The sequence below is a fragment of the Brevibacterium spongiae genome, from assembly GCF_026168515.1.
GTDB classification, from domain to species: domain Bacteria; phylum Actinomycetota; class Actinomycetes; order Actinomycetales; family Brevibacteriaceae; genus Brevibacterium; species Brevibacterium spongiae.
On the sequence record NZ_CP093443.1, the window covers coordinates 3,628,858 to 3,649,105 of the forward strand.

The 20,248-nt window shown below is 64.3% G+C and carries 16 protein-coding genes; 5 read left to right on the forward strand and 11 right to left on the reverse strand.

What is annotated here, in order from left to right; genetic code table 11:
* Window positions 1–37 precede the first annotated feature (37 nt).
* Together L1F31_RS16355 and serS are read right to left on the reverse strand one after the other, a co-directional pair.
* Window positions 38–886, reverse strand: coding sequence for an HAD family hydrolase (locus L1F31_RS16355; RefSeq protein ID WP_265418289.1), 849 nt, complete (start codon window positions 884–886; stop codon window positions 38–40).
* A gap of 113 nt (window positions 887–999) precedes the next feature.
* Complete coding sequence (gene serS, locus L1F31_RS16360) at window positions 1,000–2,280, reverse strand: serine--tRNA ligase (protein WP_265418290.1); 1,281 nt, start codon at window positions 2,278–2,280, stop codon at window positions 1,000–1,002.
* A gap of 81 nt (window positions 2,281–2,361) precedes the next feature.
* On the opposite strand from serS, the gene L1F31_RS16365 reads away from it, so the two are divergent.
* The 3 genes from L1F31_RS16365 (at window position 2,362) to L1F31_RS16375 (ending at window position 7,433) form a co-directional block, all read left to right on the forward strand.
* Window positions 2,362–3,477, forward strand: a complete 1,116-nt coding sequence (locus L1F31_RS16365; protein WP_265418291.1) for a diacylglycerol/lipid kinase family protein — start codon at window positions 2,362–2,364, stop codon at window positions 3,475–3,477.
* 190 nt (window positions 3,478–3,667) lie between these two features.
* Window positions 3,668–5,845 carry a hypothetical protein gene (locus tag L1F31_RS16370; RefSeq protein ID WP_265418292.1) on the forward strand — a complete coding sequence of 726 codons (2,178 nt, stop codon included), beginning with the start codon at window positions 3,668–3,670 and terminating at the stop codon, window positions 5,843–5,845.
* Between the two features lie 241 nt (window positions 5,846–6,086).
* The gene (locus L1F31_RS16375) at window positions 6,087–7,433 is read left to right on the forward strand and encodes an LPXTG cell wall anchor domain-containing protein (protein WP_265418293.1); all 1,347 of its coding nucleotides are present in this window, start codon (window positions 6,087–6,089) and stop codon (window positions 7,431–7,433) included.
* Window positions 7,434–7,598: 165 nt separating this feature from the next.
* Here L1F31_RS16375 and L1F31_RS16380 read toward each other — a convergent pair whose 3' ends face one another.
* The 7 genes from L1F31_RS16380 to L1F31_RS16410 all read right to left on the reverse strand — a co-directional run bounded on the left by L1F31_RS16380 (window position 7,599) and on the right by L1F31_RS16410 (window position 14,802).
* Complete coding sequence (locus L1F31_RS16380; protein ID WP_265418294.1) at window positions 7,599–8,474, reverse strand: DUF1206 domain-containing protein; 876 nt, start codon at window positions 8,472–8,474, stop codon at window positions 7,599–7,601.
* Between the two features lie 151 nt (window positions 8,475–8,625).
* Complete coding sequence (locus tag L1F31_RS16385) at window positions 8,626–9,066, reverse strand: heat shock protein transcriptional repressor HspR (protein WP_265418295.1); 441 nt, start codon at window positions 9,064–9,066, stop codon at window positions 8,626–8,628.
* A gap of 14 nt (window positions 9,067–9,080) precedes the next feature.
* Window positions 9,081–10,097 carry a DnaJ C-terminal domain-containing protein gene (locus L1F31_RS16390; protein WP_265418296.1) on the reverse strand — a complete coding sequence of 339 codons (1,017 nt, stop codon included), beginning with the start codon at window positions 10,095–10,097 and terminating at the stop codon, window positions 9,081–9,083.
* A 179-nt stretch (window positions 10,098–10,276) separates the two neighbouring features.
* Entirely contained in the window at window positions 10,277–10,969 is a 693-nt protein-coding gene (locus tag L1F31_RS16395; protein WP_265418297.1) for a nucleotide exchange factor GrpE, read from the reverse strand.
* The gene (gene dnaK / locus L1F31_RS16400) at window positions 10,969–12,831 is read right to left on the reverse strand and encodes a molecular chaperone DnaK (RefSeq protein WP_265418298.1); all 1,863 of its coding nucleotides are present in this window, start codon (window positions 12,829–12,831) and stop codon (window positions 10,969–10,971) included. The genes L1F31_RS16395 and dnaK overlap by 1 nt, the downstream gene beginning before the upstream one ends.
* 216 nt (window positions 12,832–13,047) lie before the next feature.
* Window positions 13,048–13,695, reverse strand: coding sequence for an AAA family ATPase (locus L1F31_RS19060; RefSeq protein WP_429860932.1), 648 nt, complete (start codon window positions 13,693–13,695; stop codon window positions 13,048–13,050).
* A gap of 78 nt (window positions 13,696–13,773) precedes the next feature.
* A complete protein-coding gene (locus tag L1F31_RS16410; RefSeq protein ID WP_265418300.1) occupies window positions 13,774–14,802 on the reverse strand; it encodes an ABC transporter substrate-binding protein in 1,029 nt (342 codons plus the stop codon).
* A 135-nt stretch (window positions 14,803–14,937) separates the two neighbouring features.
* Here L1F31_RS16410 and fepB point away from each other — a divergent pair, with 135 nt between their 5' ends.
* Window positions 14,938–15,969, forward strand: coding sequence for a Fe2+-enterobactin ABC transporter substrate-binding protein (fepB, locus tag L1F31_RS16415; protein ID WP_265418301.1), 1,032 nt, complete (start codon window positions 14,938–14,940; stop codon window positions 15,967–15,969).
* 143 nt (window positions 15,970–16,112) lie between these two features.
* Here fepB and L1F31_RS16420 read toward each other — a convergent pair whose 3' ends face one another.
* A complete protein-coding gene (locus tag L1F31_RS16420; protein ID WP_265418302.1) occupies window positions 16,113–17,381 on the reverse strand; it encodes an alpha-hydroxy acid oxidase in 1,269 nt (422 codons plus the stop codon).
* A gap of 101 nt (window positions 17,382–17,482) precedes the next feature.
* On the reverse strand, window positions 17,483–19,171 hold the full coding sequence (locus tag L1F31_RS16425) for an L-lactate permease (protein ID WP_265418303.1): 1,689 nt from the start codon (window positions 19,169–19,171) through the stop codon (window positions 17,483–17,485).
* A gap of 282 nt (window positions 19,172–19,453) precedes the next feature.
* Between L1F31_RS16425 and L1F31_RS16430 the strand changes: the two genes are divergently transcribed.
* Window positions 19,454–20,206 (forward strand): FadR/GntR family transcriptional regulator, encoded by a 753-nt coding sequence (locus L1F31_RS16430; RefSeq protein ID WP_265418304.1) that lies wholly within the window; start codon window positions 19,454–19,456, stop codon window positions 20,204–20,206.
* The last annotated feature ends 42 nt before the right edge of the window (window positions 20,207–20,248 follow it).

Genomic DNA, 20,248 nt, shown 5'->3' on the forward strand with positions numbered 1-20,248 from the left:
CCTGGCGCCACGTTGCTGGGGCGCCGTCAGGTAGCAGTTAGGGGCGGGTGTTGGTGGTGCCGGTGGCTTCCAGCAGAGACTCGTCGAGGTCGAAGTAGTCGATGAGCGCCACGGCCAGGCCGTCATCGTCGACCGGATCGGTGACGACGGTGGCGAGCACCTTGAGCTCGTCCTTCGCCTGACCCATGACGATCGCGTGCTCGGCCCACTCGATCATCTCGATGTCGTTGAGCCCGTCTCCGGCGCCCACGGTGTGCACATGCTCGACGCCCAGCTCACTGGCCACGAGCGCCAGGCCGCTGGCCTTCGACACTCCGTCGGGAGCGATGTCGAGCCAGTTGCTCCAGCCCACCGAGTAGCTGACCTCGTGCAGTCCGAGCGAATCCACAGCGGCCGCGAACTCTTCGGCGGTGCCGTTGACCTCGCGCATGACGATGCGGGTGGCCCGCTTGGTCAGCAGCTCGTCGAAGTCGACGATGTCGAGAGTGTCCGACTCGGCGAGCTCCCCTACCGGGAACGCCCCTGACGCCCACCGGTGCAGGTCCGGATCTTCGACGAGGAACAGTGCCGTCGGCAGCGCCTTGTGCATCTTCTCCAGCGCATCCTTCGGGTCGAACGACACCACATGGTGCATCTCCCACCCCAAGGGCAGCTCCGGGTCGAGGCGGACGACGACGGATCCGTTCGAGCACACGACGAATCCGTGCTTGAGATCGAGCGCGTGGACGACTTCGAGCGCGCCGGGCAGGGCACGGCCGGTCGAGATCACGAGGTGGTGGCCGTCCTCGACGAGCCGGTCGAGCACCTGCCTCACCGACTCCGACAGGGATCCGTCGTAGTCGACGATCGTGCCGTCGACATCGAGTGCGATGAGGTGCGGGGTCAATGTGTCTCCCAACGTATGCGTAAGTTATCTTGTGGTCGTTCTCGCCGGCGCCGAGGCGGTCGAACCGAGCTCGGGTTCCGCCGTCCGGTCACGCCCCGCGACCGAGCGCAGGCTCAGTAGCGCGGTCCCTCCGGTCCCTGGGCGGTCATCCCGCCGAGGTAGGGCCGCAGTGCCGCGGGCACCGTGACCGAGCCGTCCGCCTGCTGATGGTTCTCGAGGATCGGCACCAACCAGCGTGTGTTGGCCATGGTCCCGTTGAGGGTGGCGACCGGACGGGTCGCCCCGTCGTGGCGTTCGCGGATCTGGAGGCGGCGGGCCTGGAACGTCGTGCAGTTCGACGTCGACGTCAGTTCCCGGTAGGTGCCCTGCGTCGGCACCCAGGCTTCGCAGTCGAACTTGCGGGCGGCCGAATCGCCGAGGTCGCCGGCGGCGGTGTCGATGACGCGGTAGGGCAGTTCGCACAGGCCGAGCATCTTCTCCTGCAGGGACAGCATCCGCTCGTGTTCGGCTTCGGCGTCCTCGACGGGGACGTAGGCGAACATCTCGACCTTCTGGAACTGGTGGACGCGGATGATGCCGCGGGTGTCCTTGCCGTAGGAGCCGGCTTCGCGGCGGTAGCAGGACGAGATTCCGGCATAGCGCAGCGGACCGTCGGACAGGTCGATGATCTCGTCCATGTGGAACCCGGCCAGCGGGACTTCGGAGGTGCCGACGAGGAAGAGGTCGTCGGCTTCGAGTCGGTAGACCTCATCGGCGTGCTCGCCGAGGAACCCGGTGCCGCGCATGACCTCGGGGCGCACCAGCGTCGGGGTGATGGTCGGGTTGAATCCGGCCTCCTCGGCGACGTCGCGGGCGAGGTTGAGCAGCGCCATCTCGAGCTTCGCGCCGAATCCGGTGAGGTAGTGGAACCGCGACCCGGAGACCTTCGTTCCGCGGGTGGTGTCGATGGCCTTGAGCTTCTCACCGATCTCGAGGTGGTCGAGCGGTTCGAAGCCGTCGGGGCCGAAGTCGCGGGGAGTGCCGACGGTCTTCAGCGTCACGAAGTTCTCTTCGCCACCGGCGGGGATGCCGTCGATGATGAGGTTCGGGACCTTGGACACGAGCTGGTCGAAGGCGAAGCTCGCCTCGTCGGACTCGGCCGACAGCGACTTCACGGCCTCGGACTTCGCCTTGCCCTCGGCGATGAGCGCAGGCTTGTCCTCTTTCGGCGCCTTGGCGATCTGGGAGGAGAAGGACTTCTGATCGGCACGAGCGTCTTCGAAGGCCGTGATGGCCGCGCGGCGTGCGGAATCGGCGGCGAGGACCTCGTCGATGAGCTCGACGGATTCCCCGCGGGCCTCCTGTGATGCCTTGAACAGGGCCGGGTTTTCTCTGAGAAGCGCTAGATCGATCACCCTCTCAGCTTAACGGCCCGGGCCTGTTTTCGACATTCGGTGCTCAGCTTGCACACGAGTTCGGCACTGTAGATTTGAGACATGATCATCGAGTTCGATCCCCTGATGACCTGGCTCATCGTCCTCGGCGCACTCGTCGTGCTCGTGGCGGTGTTCTTCCTGGGTCGCCGGACCGGGGCACAGCGCGCCCTGTCGCGGGTGCGGCAGTACGCCCATCCGGCGAACCTCTCGGACGGCGAGGTCGACGATTCCGCCAGATATCGTGCCGCCCTCATCGTCAATCCGACGAAGACCGACGTGCGCCGCCTGGCTTCGACCGCCGAGGCGATCTGTCGTTTCGAGGGATGGAATCCTCCCCTCGTCATCGAGACCACGGTCGACGACTCCGGCGAAGGAGCGACGGTCCGGGCCCTCGACGAGGGGGTCGACGTCGTCATCGCCGCCGGCGGGGACGGGACCATCCGCGCTGTCGCCTCGGCGCTGGCCGGCACGTCGACCCCGATGGGGATAGTGCCGCTGGGCACGGGGAACCTGCTCGCCCGCAACATCGATCTCGTCCTCGACAAGACCGAATGGGCCCTGCGGATCGCGCTGTGGGGACGCAACCGGGAGATCGACGTGGGCACAGCGAAGATCGCCGAGGATGGCGACACCCACATCTTCACGGTGATGACCGGACTCGGCTTCGATGCCGCGGTCATGGCCGATACCAGCGATGAGCTGAAGAGCCGCCTCGGCTGGCTGGCGTATGTCGAGGCCGGGTCGCGGAAGCTTGCGGGCAAACCGAGTCAGGTCAAGGTCACTTTCGACGATGACTATCGGATTTCGGCGCGGGTGCGGTCGGTGCTCGGCGGCAACTGCGGACGGCTGCAGGGCGGCATCCAGCTGCTGCCGCAGGCGGTCATCGACGACGGCATGCTCGATGTGCTCATCGTCAGCCCGAAGAACCTCGGCCAGTGGCTCGGCGTCCTCGCGTCGATCGCGGGTCGGAGAGTCTCGCGCGGACTGCATACGAATACGCGCAAGTGCCAGAAGGTCGTCATCGAGGCGGGCGAGGAGCTCGACGTTCAGCTCGATGGGGATCCGCTCGGGCAGTCGTCGTATCTCGCGATGGAGGTCATGCCTTCGGCTCTGACCGTCCGCGTTCCCACGGTGGAGCAGCGCAAGCAGATCCGGGCCGAAGCCTGGCCGGTCTGAGGTTCTGCCGCCGCTTTCCGTGACCATAATTCAATTACCAATTGGTAGGTCACAGCGCGATTACGGAAATTCACCGAAGCGTTACAGCAATTACACCTGAACAAAACGTACAGAAATAGTTTAGAGAATCCTCAGAACCTAGGATGAGTGCCGTATCACACCCCTCGTCACAGAGATTGAAGGCACTCCAATGAAGAAGATCATCCTCGCGCCGGCAGTCGCCCTCGCATTCACTGGCCTCATCGCCAGCCCGGTCGCCGCCGCGGAATCCCCCGCCCCGCAGTCGGCCGCCTCGAAGTCTGCCGAGCAGAAGCAGGCAGAGGCCGAGAAGGCCAAGAAGGAAGAGGCCAAGAAGAAGGCTGAGAAGGAAGCGGCTGCGAAGAAGGCCGAAGCCGAGAAGAAGGCCGAGGAAAAGGCTGCGGCGGAGAAGAAGGCTGCCGCTGACAAGAAGGCCAAGGACGCCAAGGCCGCCGCAAAGAAGAAGGCGGATGAGAAGAAGGCCGCCGAAGACAAGGCGGACAAGAAGGGCGACGCCAAGCCGCCGAAGAAGGTCGATCCGAAGCCCGCTCCTGCCCCCAAGGACGAGGACAAGGACGCGAAGGACGACGACAAGTCCGAGGACAAGGTCAATCCGATCAATGCTTCGGTGCAGGTCGTCTCAGGTGATGTCACCGCCGAGGAGCTCCACGAAGATGGCGTGACCGTCAAGGTCACCGGCCTGGAGAAGGGCGACAAAGTCTCGGCGAAGTCCGGACTGACCGGCCCGTCGGCAACTGCCCAGGGTTCGACCGCCACTCTGAAGCTGCGCTCCGCGAAGGAACTCAGCCAGGACTCTGTGTCGTTCGCCGTCCAGGTGCAGCGTGCAGACACACAGTCGGTCACCAAGACAAGCTCGATCAACGTCCTCGCCGACGACGCCGTTGATCCGATCGACGCATCCCTCAAGGTCGATCCCAAGGAGATCACCGCTGAGGACCTCGCCAACAAGGACAAGGGCGTCGACGTCACTGTCACCGGCATTGAAGAAGGCGACGAGATCAAGGACTCCCTCACCGGGAAGACCGAGACCGCAGAAGCCGACGGCAGCCACAAACTCCACCTCTGGTACGAGGGCAACCCCGACAGCCTCGAAGAAGGCAAGGTTCCGTTCACGGTCACCATCGACCGCGAAGGAGAGTCGGAGACCCTCAACGGCAACATCAACGTCGTCGACGAGGTCACCGAGGCCGATCCGAAGGTCTCGCTCAACACCGACAAGATCTCGCAGAGCGACTTCAACAAGAACGGCATCAAGGTCACCGGCGAAGGCTTCACCCCCGGCGGCAAGGTCACCGTCGTCGGCGGAGGCGCCCAGTCAGCCTTCGCCACCGAAGAAGTCACCGCCGACGACGAAGGAAAGGTCTCCGCAACCCTGAAGTTCGAGGGCGAAGGCGACCTTCCGGCCGGCGACTACTCCGTCTGGGGCGTCGACCAGGAGTCCGACACCAACTCCGATCCTCAGACCTTCACCCTCACCGAGGATGACGCCGTCGATCCGATCGACGCATCCCTCAAGGTCGATCCCAAGGAGATCACCGCCGAGGATCTCGCCAACAAGGACAAAGGCGTGACCGTCACCGTCACGGGCGTGAAGAAGGGCGACAAGATCAAGGACTCCCTCACCGGGAAGACCGAAACCGCTGACGCCGACGGAGACTACAAGCTCCACCTCTGGTACGAAGGCAACCCCGACAGCCTCGAAGAAGGCAAGGTTCCGTTCACGGTCACCATCGACCGCGAAGGAACCGAGTCCGAGACTCTCAACGGCAACATCAACATCGTCGCCGAGGACGGCGACGACGGCGACGGGGACAACCCGGAGGCGCCCGCCGAGGCGACCCTCAAGGTATCGCCGAAGAAGATCGAAGCCGCAGACTTCGCCAACGAGAAGAAGGGCGTCACCCTCGCCGTCGAGAACTGCGAACCCGGTCAGGACGTCCACTTCGAGGTCAACCCGAAGGGCATCAACGTCACGGCCTACGAGAACACCGTCAAGGCCGATGACGAAGGCCGCGCTTCGGTCAACGTCTTCGGCACCTCCTCGGACGCCTCGGCCTACGTCGGTGCCTACACCGCGACAGCCACCTGCGGCGACGACACCATGAAGGACTCCTTCACGGTCACCGAAGGTGCCAACGGCGGCGGCTCTGACGGCGGCGACAACGGCAACGCCGGAAACGGAAGCGGCGACGACGGCAGCCAGCTGCCTCGCACCGGTGCCGATCTCGGCGGGCTGACAACAGGAGCGATGCTCCTCCTCGTCGGTGGAGCAGCTATCGCTCTGACCGGCCGCAAGAACAAGTTCGGCCAGACTCCGACGAGCTTCTGATCGAGACAGGGCGATAGCCTAGGTCGGCAAGGGAAGGGCGGCTCAGCAGACGCTGAGCCGCCCTTCCTTCTGTCCTGATGTTCGCGTCGAAAGAATCGTTCACGGTGAATGGCGAATGAACTCTGACGGCTCGCCGACTTCAGTAGTGAACAAAATGACCACAACTATGTGTGTGGTGAATGTTGCATTACCGTTACATTCGTAATACTTCACACCCAGCTGTAATTTTCGAAGGAAATACATGAAGAAGCTCGCCCTCGCACCCGCGGTGGCCATCGCCATCACCGGCCTGGCCGCATCCCCAGTTATCGCTGCCCCCGAGGCCCCCGCCTCGGTCAGCTACGCGCACTCTGTCGTCAAGAACTCCGGCGACTCCCAGGAGAGCACCTCGACGGAATCACCTGAGACCGAGGCGCAGGCCATCGAAGCGAAGGTGACGACCTCTCCCAAGGAGATCACCGCCGGGGACCTCGCCAATAAGGAAAAGGGAGTCGTAGTCACGGTCACCGGCCTTGAAGCCGGAGACAAGATTTCGGATTCGCTCACCGGCGAAGCCGGAGTTGCTGAGGGCGATACCTTCGAATACAACATCTACTCCACTCAGCCGGCCGAAGACATCCAGAACGGTAAGGTCGACTTCTCCGTCACGATCACTCGCGATGGCGAAGAGGAAACTTACGACGGACTGAGCTTCACCGTCGTCGACGACACCGACGAGCCCTCGACCCCTGCCGTCGATCCGAAGGTCTCGCTCAACACCGACAAGATCTCGCAGAGCGACTTCAACAAGAACGGCATCGAGGTCACCGGCGAAGGCTTCACCCCCGGCGGCAAGGTCACCGTCGTCGGCGGAGGCGCCCAGTCAGCCTTCGCCACCGAAGAAGTCACCGCCGACGACGAAGGAAAGGTCTCCGCAACCCTGAAGTTCGAGGGCGAAGGCGACCTGCCGGCCGGCGAATACTCCGTCTGGGGCGTCGACCAGGAGTCCGACACCAACTCCGAGCCTCAGACCTTCACCCTCACCGAGGAAGAAGAGACCGAGGACCCCACCACTCCTGCGGCCGAAGCCAAGCTGAGCGTCTCCCCCGAGACCATCACACCGGCCGACTTCGTCAAGGAAGACAAGGGCGTCACTCTCGCCGTCGAAAACTGCGAGCCGGGCGAGGACGTCCGCTTCCTCGTCAACCCCAAGGGCGAGTCGAACGTCACCGCCTTCGACAAGACTGTCAAGGCTGACGACGAGGGCAAGGCCAACGTCAACGTCTACGGCACCAGCGCCTCCAACGCCTCGGCCTACATCGGCGACTACGATGTCACCGTCACCTGCGGAGATGACGAGCTGACCGGCGAGTTCGCGGTTGAGAAGGACCCGAACGCCGGTGGCGGCGACGGTGACGAGGACGGAAACGACGACGGCAACGGCGGAAACGACGATGGCGACAACGGCAACGGCGGCGGCGACCTGCCCCGCACCGGTACCGAGCTGACCGGCCTCGTCGGCGGCGCCGGGCTCCTGCTCATCGGCGGAGTCGCAGTCGCAATGACGATGCGTCGCAAGAAGGTCGCCCAGGATCCCGCAGAGATCTGAGAGCGATCCTCTGGGCTCTGCTGAGCTCGGCGCGAACTGAGAAGAGCGCGGACCCGATCGGGTCCGCGCTCTTCTCGTCTCCACCGGTATGCCGTGATCGCCCCGCCGTGCGCCTATTGTCGGCCCATCCGGGCCGTGCGCCCCCCGATCGCCGAGTAACCCGAATCAGTCCATTCTGTCGTAGCGGGAACGCAGTGCGAGGAAGATCCCGTAGAGCACGAGGCCGATGCCCACAGCCAGGAGCAGATACGGTCCGAACGGCTGATCGCGCATCCCCTTCAGGGCCCCATCGATGCCGGTGAATTCCTCAGGGTCCCCGGTAGCCGCCGAGACCACGACGAGGATGCCTACCGCCAGCAGGGTCACTCCCTTGCCCAGGTATCCCACGACCCCGGTGAATCCGACGAGGAAGCGGGTGAGAGCACCTCGCGGCCGACGCAGCTCATCTTTCCACTTCCGGCGCAGACCGTTGACACAGAATGCGATGCCGATGATCGCAATCACAGCACCGACGGCCATGAGAATGAACAGCCCGCCAGGCGCCTTCGCCACAGTCGTTGATGCCTGGGCACTCGACTTGCCCGAGTCCGCTCCCCCACCGAAGACGAATTGGGAGAAGGTCGCCGCAACCACCACGTAGGCGATGGCTGAACCGACCATTTTGAAGAAATCGATCCACTGCCTCCGCCCCTGCTTATGCTGCGGGTCCCGAGTCCCTGCACCACGCAGCGACGCCGAGCCGAAGAAGGCGTTGACCAGGCACCACAGGGCCATCAGCGCACAGCCGAGGGAGCAGATGATGATGAGCACCATGCCGAACGGCTGCGCAGCGATCTGTCCGATGGCACCGGCCTGATCAGCTTCGCCACCGCCTTGACCGAGTCCGATGGCCACAGCCGTCGCGCCGAGGATGCTGTGGACCAATCCATTGGCGATGAAGCCCGCGCGGGCTACGCGCTCGAACCAACGGCTGTCGGCGGCCTCTTGTGCCGCAGCATCAGCGCTGTCGGCGACTTGTCTGACCTTCTCATTCTCGTTCACAGAAATCAGTGTCGCACAACATCTGCGATTCTCTGGACCACGTTGAGAAGCAATCGTCGAACTTCAGAACAGACGGACGGAGCGCGAACCCGAAAGGGTTCGCGCTCCATCTTGGCGTTGTGTCTGCTCTATCTGGTCGGTTGCCACCGGCTCAGCCGCGTCGGTACCTGTTGTACAGCACCAGGGCCCCTGGTTCGGGCCGCCCCTGCGGACGCCGCCCGCGCGAGATCGAGACGACGTCGCCACCCACAGTGCCGGCGGCGAAGACGCGAGCTTCGCGTTCCTGCGCAGTCATCCGCGATCGGACCTCGGCCTCGAGCTCCTCATTGCGGTGTTTGAGCGCATCGACCTGATTCTGCAGATCAATGATTTTCTTGATCCCGACGAGGTTGACTCCCTCGTCCTGGGACAGCTGTTGGATCAGTCGCAGCTTGGCGATGTCTCTCCCGGAGTAGCGTCGCCCCCGACCCGCAGTGCGTTCGGGAGTGACGAGACCCAGACGGTCATATTGCCGCAGCGTCTGCGGGTGCATCCCCGCCAGTTCCGCGGCCACCGAGATGACATACACCGCCGCACTCGACGAAATGTGCATTGTGCTTCACCACCTCAACTGGCCTTCGCCCGATCCAGCAGACCGGCTCGAGGATCCTCACCCTCTGTCGCAGCCTTGAACGACTCGACCGCCGCCTTCGCCTCGTCGGACAGATTCTTCGGCGCCACGATCTCGACTGTCGCCAGCAGATCACCGGTGCCCTTCTTCGTCTTCACACCCTTGCCGCGCACTCGCAACGTCCGGCCCGAAGGCGTCCCTGCGGCGACCTTGACCTTGACCGGCATTCCGCCCAGGGTCGGCACCTTGATCTCTGCGCCGAGGGCCGCCTCGTCGAAGCTGACAGGCAGTTCCATGCGCAGGTTGTCACCGTCGCGGGTGAACACGGGGTGCGGTTTCACGTTCACCGTCAGGATCACGTCGCCGGCGTCACCGCCGTTCGGGCTCGGTTTGCCCTTGCCGGCCAGACGGATCTTCTGCCCGTCCTTGACTCCGATCGGGGTGCGCACCGTCAGCGGTTTTCCGCTGGGCATGTTCAGCTTCACCGAGGCGCCATCGATCGCTTCGGTGAACGACAGCGTCGTGGTCGACTTGATGTCTCCACCCTTGACCGGAGGCTGGTAGCCGCCGTATCCGCCACCGCCGAAGCCTCCGCCGCCGAATCCGCCGAGCAGATCCGCCAGGTCCGGAGGCACGTCGCCCCCGCCGCCGTAGGTCGTGCGGGTCCGGGTGCGTCCGCCGCCTCCGAAGAGGTCGGAGAACACGTCGTCGAATCCACCGCCGCCAGCACCGCCGGGTCCGCCGGCGCCGGCACTGAACCGGGCACCGCCGCCCATGGCGCGGACCTGGTCGTACTGGGCACGCGATTCCTTGTCGGACAGCACCTGATGCGCCTGCCCGATCTCTTTGAACTTCTCCTCGGCCTTCTCATCACCGGGGTTGGCATCCGGGTGATACTTGCGCGCGAGCTTGCGATAGGCCTTCTTGATCTCGGCGTCAGAAGCATCCTTGGAGACGCCGAGGGTCTTGTAGAAGTCCTTGTCGAACCAATCATTCTGAGGTCCGGTATTCACCTGGCACCTCCTTCCCTTCCAAACAATCTTGTCAGCACTGTATTCACTTGTCTCCTCACAATCCGCATCCCCGGGGTCAGTGCCCCGAAGATCCGGACCGCCGCCGAGGTGGCCCCGCACCCCCGTACGTCAGTTCACTGACGTACGGGACCGGGAGCCGCCTCGGCGATCATGGTCTTTCAGTCCTCCGGCTGCTGGACACCGACGCGGGCGGCGCGGATGATGCGCTCCCCGATCCGGTATCCCGGCTGCATGACCAGGAAGAGCGTCGGGGTCTCGACCTCGTCCGAAGGCTGCTGCATGAGCGCCTCGTGGACGTTCGGGTCGAACTCATCGCCGACTTCTCCGTACTGTTCGACGCCGAGCTTGTTCAGCGAGTCGACGAGCTTGTTCACGTGGGTCTCGAAAGGCCCGCTGACATCGCCGTTCTCCTGCGCGAGCTTGACCTCGTCGAGCACGGGGATGAGCGCCTCGACGACCTTGATCGTGCCGCCGAGGGCCGCACGCTCACGTTCCCGATCGGCACGCATCCGGTAGGCCGCGTACTCAGCGTTGATGCGCTTGAGGTCGGCCAGGTACGCTGCGGCCTCCGAACCCGGTTCGGGCTCGGCCGCCGGCTCCGTGTCTTCGAGGCCCGAAGCATCGGCGGGGATGTCGACACCGAGGTCGCTGGCATCGGCTGCGGATTCTTCCGCTTGCTCGGCGTTCGGATCCAGGTTCGGATCCACGGTCGGCTCCTCGCCGGCCTCGGCCGAGGCCGACTGAGCGTCGGCCTCGGGACGGACCTCGCCGGTGTTCGGGTCGACCCGGCGCTTGTCACTGAAAGTGAAGCCTGGCTCCTCGGACGACTGATCGTTGCCCTCAGAAGTCATTACTTCTTCTCCTCATCCTCTTCGTCGACAACCTCGGCGTCGACGACATCGTCATCGGCGCTCGCATCGGCTGCACCCTCACCGGCAGCCTCGGCGCCTTCGGCACCGCCCTGCTGGTTGTAGATGGCTTCGCCGATCTTCTGCTGGTTCTCGACGAGCTTGTCGTAGGCGGTCTTCACTGCATCGTCGTCTTCACCCTTGAGGGCTTCCTTGACGGCGTCGACATCGCCCTGCATCTCGGTCTTGACCTCTTCGGGCAGCTTGTCCGCGTTGTCGGTCAGCAGCTTCTCGGTCTGGTAGGCGAGGTTCTCCGCATTGTTGCGGACGTCGGCGGCCTCACGGCGCTTCTTGTCCTCTTCTGCGTGCTCCTCGGCCTCACGGACCATGCGGTCGATGTCTTCCTTCGGCAGTGCGGAACCGCCGGTGATCGTCATCGACTGCTCAGTGCCGGTGCCCTTGTCGGTGGCCGACACGTGGACGATGCCGTTGGCGTCGATGTCGAAGGCGACCTCGATCTGCGGCACACCGCGCGGAGCCGGAGCGATGCCGGTCAGCTCGAAGGTGCCGAGGTTCTTGTTGTCGCGAGTGAACTCGCGCTCACCCTGGAAGACCTGGATCGACACGGAGGGCTGGTTGTCCTCAGCGGTGGTGAAGGTCTCCGAACGCTTGGTCGGGATCGGGGTGTTGCGCTCGATGAGCTTGGTCATCACGCCGCCCTTGGTCTCGAGTCCGAGCGAGAGCGGGGTGACGTCGATGAGCAGGACGTCCTTGCGCTCACCCACGAGGACACCGGCCTGCACGGCGGCACCGATCGCGACGACCTCATCGGGGTTGACGCCCTTGTTGGGCTCCTTGCCGCCGGTGAGTTCGGTGACGACTGCGGATACGCCGGGCATGCGGGTCGAGCCGCCGACGAGGACGACGTGGTCGATGTCCGAGACGGACACGCCTGCGTCCTTCATGACTGCGTGGAACGGAGCCTTGGTGCGCTCGAGGAGGTCCTTGGTCAGGTCCTCGAACTTCGCGCGGGTGAGGCTCTCATCCAGGTGGATGGGTCCGTTCTCGCTCATCGACAGGTACTGCAGCGAGATGTTCGTGCTGGTGGCCGAGGACAGTTCCTTCTTGGCCTGCTCCGAAGCTTCCTTGAGGCGCTGGAGAGCGGTGGCGTCCTTGGTCAGGTCCACACCGTAGTTGTTCTTGACCTGCTCGACGAGCCAGTCGACGATGCGCTGGTCCCAGTCGTCACCGCCGAGGCGGTTGTCACCGGAGGTCGCACGGACCTGAATGGTGGAGAAGTCGTCTTCGTCCTTGCCGACTTCGAGCAGGGACACGTCGAAGGTGCCGCCGCCGAGGTCGAAGACGAGGATGAGCTCATCTTCCTTGCCGCGCTCGAGGCCGTAGGCCAGAGCAGCGGCGGTGGGCTCGTTGATGATGCGCGAGACGTTGAGTCCGGCGATCTCACCGGCGTCCTTCGTGGCCTGACGCTCGGCGTCGTTGAAGTATGCGGGAACGGTGATCACCGCGTCGGTGACCTTCTCCTGCAGGTACTCTTCAGCGTCGTGCTTGAGCTTCTGGAGGATGCGGGCCGAGACTTCGGGGGCCGTCATCTTCTTGCCGCCGATCTCGGTGGACCAGTCGGTGCCCATGTGGCGCTTGACCGAGGCGACGGTGTTCTTGATGTTCGTGACAGCCTGGCGCTTGGCGATCTCGCCGACGAGGGAGTCGCCGTTCTTGTTGACTGCGACGACGGACGGGGTCGTACGACCGCCTTCCGCGTTCGCGATGACCTTGGGGTCACCGCCTTCGAGGACAGTGACGACGGAGTTCGTGGTTCCGAGGTCGATTCCAACTGCACGTGCCATAGCGTTCTCTCCTTTGTTCGTGAGTTCCTTCGACTCGAATGTGTGCGATCGGGCGGCTCCGTTCACGAGCAGAACCACTCGACCGCACACATTGAGCCAACTGGACTCAAGTATTCTCTTCGAGGTTTCGACCGTCAAGTCGACCTCATCAAAGTTGCGTACACTAGACTCAACTTTGGTGAGGCCGACTTTATTCCGGACGGAGAGAAATTCTTTTCAGAGGGCTGCTGCGGTGTCGAGCAGGCCGAGAACATCATCGACAACAGCGTCCCGATGCGACAGCACGACACGAACCCAGGACTCACCGTCACCGAGGCTGTCACCACGAAAGATGCGTTCGCGCAGATTGACCCAGCGCCTCCAATGTCGGTCGAAGGCGCGTCGCCTGACAAGCCTCTTCCGCTGCGCCTGACCGCGAAGCGCGGAATCTCGATCCGTATCGATGAAGACAATCATCGGTCGATATCCGAGAATTCCTGCAAGGCTCACAATGAGCCGGCGACTCCATCGGCGAGTGCCCGGATCATGGACGACCAGCGGTCCGCCACCCTTGTTGAGCATGAGCCCAAGCATGCGGAGGTGGGCAATCGTGTGAAGAATCGGTCGAACGAGCGCGTACGGCAACCACGGCATCCACTGACGCAGCCGAGGTCGAATGTTCTCCGGGTCCGCCGACCGCACCCGAGGCGATCGGCCCCGCAATGCTCTGAGCGCTTCGGTCTTGCCCGCCCCGGGCACCCCGGCGATGACAACGAGAGGAGTGACCGCAGCACTGCCCGATGGGCCGCTTTCGCGCCTTTTGAAATTCCGGTCGAGTTCCCCGACGCACCCGTCGTCGCCTCTCGCAGGGGCTGCTGATCCCATGGTGACCTCTCCGAGTCAGATGATGAGAGTCAGCATAGAGGCGATTTCTTCGCCGTCACTGCGAAATCTCTCGGAGATTCACTCGCCGAGGTGGTCCTCCAGATCATCGAGGATCTGACCGGCCCCGGTCGGGCCGAGGCCGAGGAACCAGACATCGTCATTGACGCGGATGGCCTTGCCGTCCTTGACCGCTTCGAGACCCTTCCATTGGCTCGACGCGAGGGCCTTCTTCTCCCCCGTCGCCTCCGGATCGCCGTAGCTGGTAAAGAAGATGAAGTCGCCTCCGGCCTGATCGAGGTTCTCCGGAGAGATCTCGACGGCGAGCTCGTCGACGTCCTGGTTCGTCGGGCGCTTGAACCCGGCATCGTGGAGGATGACGCCGATGAGCGACTGATTCGCGTACAGCCGCAGACGCTCGGGCATGAAGCGCACGAGTGAGATCGTGGGGTCGCCGTCGACGGACTCGTTGAGGCTCTTCGCCTCCTCGGCATAGTCTGTCAGTGCCGCATCGGTCTCCTTCTCCATGCCCATCGCCTCACCGACGAGGCGGAAGTTCTCCTTCCACGGGAACCCGGGCCGGATCGAGAACACCGTCGGAGCAATGGAGTCGAGTTCGTCATAGAGTTTGTCGGCGCGCAGCTGACTGCCGAGGATGAGGTCGGGTTCGAGTGAGGCGATCTTCTCGAGATCAAGCTCCTGAATCGTGCCGACCGTCTCGACTCCCTTGACCTGGTCTTCGAGGTAGCTCGGCACCGGGCTGGCACCTTCGGTCGTCACCATGCCGACGGGTGTGATGCCCAGCGACAGGACATCGTCGAGCTCTCCCGTATCGAGGACGACGACGCGCTCAGGCTTCTTCTCGATCTCCGTCGTGCCATTGGCATGCTTGACCGTCCGCGGGAAGACCCCGGCCTCGGCATCGCTGCCGAGCTTCGCAGTCTCCTCATCAGCAGTGCCGAAGGCCTCGCCGCCGGTGGCGACGTCCTTGTTCCCGGTCTCGCCCCCGGACCCTTTGTCCTCATCAGCGGCACAGCCGACAGCGAGCAGGGCAATGGTCAGAGCTGAGGCGGCCACAGCGACCGCCCGATTCTTCAGAGTCGATTTCACGAAGATGAGCCTACCCTAAGTGTTCACTCCCGCTCGACACACCGCACCGTCCGCAAAATCTCACCACGAATGCAGTTTCCTCGGACTACTTAGGTTAGGCTCATCTTCACAAGCGAACATTCTCGAAAGGCCCCTATGTCCCGCATCACACTCGACAGCAGAAGCGCCCTTGCCGCCGTCGCCGTCGCCACCGCTCTCAGCCTCAGCGCCTGCGGAGGGTCCGGCTCCTCCGAACCCGGCAATGGCGACGCCGCTGCCGACGGTCAATGGCCGCTGACGATCACGGACGACGCCGGCCACGAAGTGACCATCGACGAGGCGCCCGAATCGGTCGTCTCCACCTCGGTGACTCTCACCGGCAGCCTCCTCGCCGTCGACGCACCGGTCACCGCCTCCGGTGCCACCATGCCAAATTCCCCCGTTGCCGACGACCAAGGCTTCTTCACGCAGTGGAGCGACGTCGCGAAGGAGAAGGACGTCAAGGCCCTCTACCAGGGCGACCCCGATGTCGAGGCCGTGCTCGCCGAAGAACCCGACCTCATCGTGGTCTCGAAGACCGGCCAGGACTCGGCGAACGCCATCTACGATCAGCTCAGCGACATCGCCCCGACCGTCGTCATCGACTACGGCGACAAGGACTGGCAGGAGGTCACCACCAAGCTCGGTGAGATCACCGGCCACGAGGATGAGGCGAAGAAGGTCAACGACGAATTCGGTTCCCGCGCCGAGGAGGTCAAGTCCGCCATCGACGCCCCGAAGCAGCCGGTCACCGGCATGATCTTCAACGAGAAGGCCAAGGGCGGAGGATCCGGGGCCAGCGCGAACATCTGGACACCGGAATCCGCTCAGGGCAAGCTCCTCCAAGAAGTCGGCTTCGAACTCGCCGAGGTCCCCGAAGGCACAGCCGGCCAAGGAGAAATGGGCAAACGTGCCGATATCGTCGAAGTCACCGGTGAGAACCTGTCGAAGGCCGTCACCGGCGAATCCGTGTTCCTGTTCAACGCCAACGAGAAGACCGCCGCGTCGTACGCGAAAGACTCGCTGGTCGAGAGCACACCGGCGGTGAAGAACGATGCCGTCTACCCGATGGGCCTCGACTCATTCCGCCTCGATTACTACTCCGCCACGAACGTCCTCGACCGCATCGAGGACGAATTCGGCAAGTGATCACCTGAGCCCGGAACGAACGGCCGGCAACGACGATACTTCTCGCTGCCGGCCGTCCGTTCTCTGCCTATGGAGCCATCCGGGCGACCCCGGCGGGGCCGCCTCGGTGATCTGGGCGCCCCCGGCGGGGCCGCCTCGGCGAATCAGCCCTTGGCCGGACGGGAGCTGATGATCTCCGCACGCTCGTCTCGGTTGAATTGACGCAACTGGGTGACATGTCCCGGGTTGAGCTCGGAGACGTCGGCCACCTGGAGCAGGCGCATGGTGCGCTCGACCTGCTCACCGAGGATCTCGATCGTCCGATCCACACCTGCTCGACCGCCGGCCATGAGCCCGAAGAGGTAGGCACGGCCGATGAGGGTGAAGTCGGCGCCGAGGGCGAGCGAGGCGACGATGTCGGCGCCGTTGCGGATGCCGGTGTCGATGATGATCTCCACGTCCTTGCCGACCTCACGAGCCACCTCGGGGAGGAGTTCGAAGGGCACGGGTGCCCGGTCGAGCTGACGTCCGCCGTGATTGGACAGGACGATCGAGTCGACACCGAGGTCGGCGAGCTTCTTCGCGTCCTCGAGCGTCTGCACGCCCTTGACGGAGAACTTCCCGGGCCACATGGCGCGGATCTCGGCGAGATCGTCGAAGTCGATCGACGGGTCCATCGCGGAATCGAGGAGCTCTCCGACGGTGCCGCCGGTCTCCGACAGGGAGGCGAACTCGAGCTTCGGGGTGGTCAGGAAGTCCCACCACCACCAGGGACGCGGGATCGCGTTGAGAATCGTCTGCGGAGTCAGCTGCGGCGGAATGGAGAACCCGTTGCGCGTATCGCGCAGACGAGCCCCGGCCACGGGAGCATCGACGGTGAAGAACAGCGTGTCGAAGCCGGCATTCTTCGCCCGCTCGACGAGACCGTAGGAGATGTCGCGCTGCTTCATCACGTAGAGCTGGAACCAGTTGCGTCCGTGCGGATTGGCCGTCTTCACGTCCTCGATCGAGGTCGTGCCCAAGGTCGAGAGAGTGAACGGGATGCCTGCGGCGCCGGCGGCACCGGCACCGGCGGTCTCACCCTCGGTCTGCATGAGTCGGGTGAAGCCGGTCGGGGCGATGCCGAAGGGCATCGCCGAGCTGCCGCCCATGATCTGGGTGGAGGTGTCGACGTGTGTGACGTCTTTGAGGATCGAGGGGTGGAACTCGATATCGCGGAACGACTGCACCGACCGCTCCATCGAGATCTCGCCTTCGGCGGCCCCGTCGGTGTAGTCGAAGGCCGCGGCCGGGGTCCGACGCTTCGCGATCGCGCGCAGGTCCTCGATCGTCAGGGCGTTCTCCAGACGGCGCTTCTTCGGGTCGAGCTCGAACTTCTTGAACTTCATGAGTTCGAAGATCTCGGCAGGCTGCGGAATCTGTCTCTTGACCATGTCTGTCGGTCCTTTCTGTAGCTGAAGAGCTGGTGTTGCCGGGGATGCGATGCGGGTGGGTTGGGGCTGGTCGGGGTGGGGGTGGTCGGGTGCCGCCGGTGTCAGGACGAGGGAATCATCCACGACAGGACGGTGGACTGGAGACCGACGAGCAGACACATGACGACCAGCAGCCCCAGCGACCAGCCGATGACCCGGCGGAAGATCGACGCTTCCCTGCCCAGCAGACCGACAGCGGTGGCAGCGATCGTGAGGTTCTGCGGGCTGACCATCTTGCCCAGGACGCCGCCGGAGCTGTTCGCGGCCACGAGGAGCAGCGGGTCAAGCCCGGCCTCATGCGCCGCAGTCTGCTGCAACGTGGCGAACAGCGCGTTGGCCGAGGTGTCCGAACCGGTGACTGCGGTGCCCAACCAGCCGAGGATCGGTGAGAGGAAGGCGAAGAAGGCGCCGGTGCCGGCGATCCACGTGCCGATGGTGATCGTCTGCCCCGACAGGTTCATGACATAGGCCAAGGCGAGCACCGAACCGACCGTGAGGATCGAGAACCGCATCTTCACGACATTGACGATGAGGACATCGAGGGCCTCCTTGGCCGTCATCTTGTAGACGATGGCGACGATGATGCCGGAGATGAGCAGCAGCGTGCCCGGCGAGGACAGCCACTGGAAGTTGTAGATCGTGCTCTCCGACACCTCGCCGGCGGCATTGAGGATGTTCCCGTCCAATCCCGGCCAGGGGATCTTCACATCGGTCGATGCCAGCCAATTGTTGAGCGCCGGCACGAGCTTCGCCACGGAGAAGATCACGATGACGAGCAGGTAGGGGAAGAGCGCGAGGAACACCCGGGGCCCGGTCAGCGGCGCGGTCTCCTTCTTCACATCGGTGGCCACTGCCGCCGATGCGCTGCCGGCGTCAGGAGCGTCAGCGCCTTCGTGCTCACGCTCGTCGGCCATACGGCCGAGTGCGTCCTGTCCGCCCTTGGGCTTCCAGAACCGGAGCATGATGACGACGGCGGCGAGGCCGACGAGGGAGGCGATGATGTCGGTGAGTTCGACGGAGAGGAAGTTCGACGACACGTACTGTGCGGCACCGAAGACGATGCCGACGACCAGGGCGAGCGGCCAGATCTGACGGAGTCCGCGACGACCGTCGACGAGCATGACGAGGAAGAGCGGGACGACCGCGGCGAGGAACGGGGTCTGGTGACCGACCATCGCACCGATGTCCTGATAGTCGATGCCGGTGAGTGTGCCGGCGGTGAGGATCGGGATGGCGATGGCGCCGAAGGCCACGGGAGCGGTGTTCGCGACGAGGACGACGACCGCGGCGCGCATGGCGGTGAAGCCCACGGCCACGAGCATGACACCGGTGATCGCCACCGGGGCGCCGAACCCTGCGAGTGCCTCGAGGAGGCCGCCGAAGCAGAAGGCGATAATGATGGCCTGGATGCGCGGGTCATCGGAGATGACGTTGATGACCAGTCGCAGGTCTTCGAAGTGCCCCGAGCGCACGGTGAGTTCGTAGAGCCAGATCGCGGTGATGACGATCCACATGATCGGGAACAGGCCGAAGGCGAATCCCTGCGTCGCCGACAGCGCGGCGAGGCCGACGGGCATTCCGTACGCGGCGATGGCCACGACGAGGGCGACGCCGACCGCGGTCAGACCGGCCCAGTGGGCCTTCCATTTCAGTGCGCCGAGGGTGATGAAGATCGTCAGCAGCGGCAGGATCGCCAGGAGCGACGACCACAGAAGGCTGTCGGCCACCGGCGCGATTTCGGGTGTGTACATGGTTTCTCCAACACAGCCGGGCTTGCCCACGGTGGGTCCGTTCCCCTGTGAACGCGCTCCGAACTCGAATGATCGAATTGTTCAGTATGGCCTTTATGAGGTCAGACCATTAATCTGAGCATAGGACCGCAATGTGATCTGCGTCAAGCACACGGTCAGGAAATCCTCGACGAGGCGGCCGAACGGTGGTGCAGGCAGCGGGCTGACGTGCGACCAGGCTGACGGCGGATGCTCGACCGGGCAGCGGGCGGATGAGCGAAGAGGACGTGAAATGATGATCCGATGGAGGAGACCATGACCGAGGACAAGGGCACACCGTGGAAGCCCGTGAACCGGCCGAGCACCTATGAGCTCGTCATCGACGCCATCGAAGAGCAGATCATGGCCGGCTCGCTCACCGTCGGTGACCCCCTGCCCGCCGAACGCGATCTGGCGACGAAGCTCGGCGTCAGCCGGGCCAGCGTCCGCGAGGCCCTGCGGGTGCTCGAGAGCCTCGGCGTCGTCCGCTCCTCTGGAGGGTCGGGCCGCGGCGCCGGCACCTTCATCGCCGCGATGCCCTCGGCCGCCCTCACCCGCTTCCTCCGCCTTCACGTCGCCTTGGCGAACTTCAGCCTCGACGATGTGACGGAGACGCGCATCCAATTGGAGCGCTCGAGCTCGATCCTTGCGGCCACGCGTGCCGACAAGGACTCTCTGGCCGCCATCAATGCTCAGCTCGCCATGATGGACACCCCCGGCGTCAGCCTCGAAGTCTTCAACGATGCGGACACCGCGTTCCACGTCGCCATCGCACAGGCGGCGGGCAACCAGCTGTTCTCCGACCTCACGGGAGCGATCCGCACCTCGATGCGCACGTCGATCTTCGACTCATTCAACAGAGTCGACGATCCGCAGGTGCTCATGTCCCAGCTGCAGGCTCAGCACCACCAGATCATGGAGGCGATCGTCGCCGGTGACACAGAGGAAGCGGCCCGGGTGACCGAGGAGCACATCCGGTTCGCCGCCGCGGCACTTCCCGGCCTCACCGAAGCCTAACCACTCCCTACTTACTACCTGACGGGTCCCCAGCAACTTGGC

What these genes read in the sequence shown, in the direction of transcription:
- L1F31_RS16365 (WP_265418291.1), top strand. Translation starts at nt 2,362, where the DNA reads ATGATCATCGAGTTCGATCCCCTGATGACCTGGCTCATCGTCCTCGGC.
- L1F31_RS16370 (WP_265418292.1), top strand. Translation starts at nt 3,668, where the DNA reads ATGAAGAAGATCATCCTCGCGCCGGCAGTCGCCCTCGCATTCACTGGC.
- L1F31_RS16375 (WP_265418293.1), top strand. Translation starts at nt 6,087, where the DNA reads ATGAAGAAGCTCGCCCTCGCACCCGCGGTGGCCATCGCCATCACCGGC.
- L1F31_RS16385 (WP_265418295.1), bottom strand. Translation starts at nt 9,066, where the DNA reads ATGCACATTTCGTCGAGTGCGGCGGTGTATGTCATCTCGGTGGCCGCG.
- L1F31_RS16395 (WP_265418297.1), bottom strand. Translation starts at nt 10,969, where the DNA reads ATGACTTCTGAGGGCAACGATCAGTCGTCCGAGGAGCCAGGCTTCACT.
- dnaK (WP_265418298.1), bottom strand. Translation starts at nt 12,831, where the DNA reads ATGGCACGTGCAGTTGGAATCGACCTCGGAACCACGAACTCCGTCGTC.
- L1F31_RS19060 (WP_429860932.1), bottom strand. Translation starts at nt 13,695, where the DNA reads ATGGGATCAGCAGCCCCTGCGAGAGGCGACGACGGGTGCGTCGGGGAA.
- fepB (WP_265418301.1), top strand. Translation starts at nt 14,938, where the DNA reads ATGTCCCGCATCACACTCGACAGCAGAAGCGCCCTTGCCGCCGTCGCC.
- L1F31_RS16420 (WP_265418302.1), bottom strand. Translation starts at nt 17,381, where the DNA reads ATGGTCAAGAGACAGATTCCGCAGCCTGCCGAGATCTTCGAACTCATG.
- L1F31_RS16425 (WP_265418303.1), bottom strand. Translation starts at nt 19,171, where the DNA reads ATGTACACACCCGAAATCGCGCCGGTGGCCGACAGCCTTCTGTGGTCG.
- L1F31_RS16430 (WP_265418304.1), top strand. Translation starts at nt 19,454, where the DNA reads ATGGAGGAGACCATGACCGAGGACAAGGGCACACCGTGGAAGCCCGTG.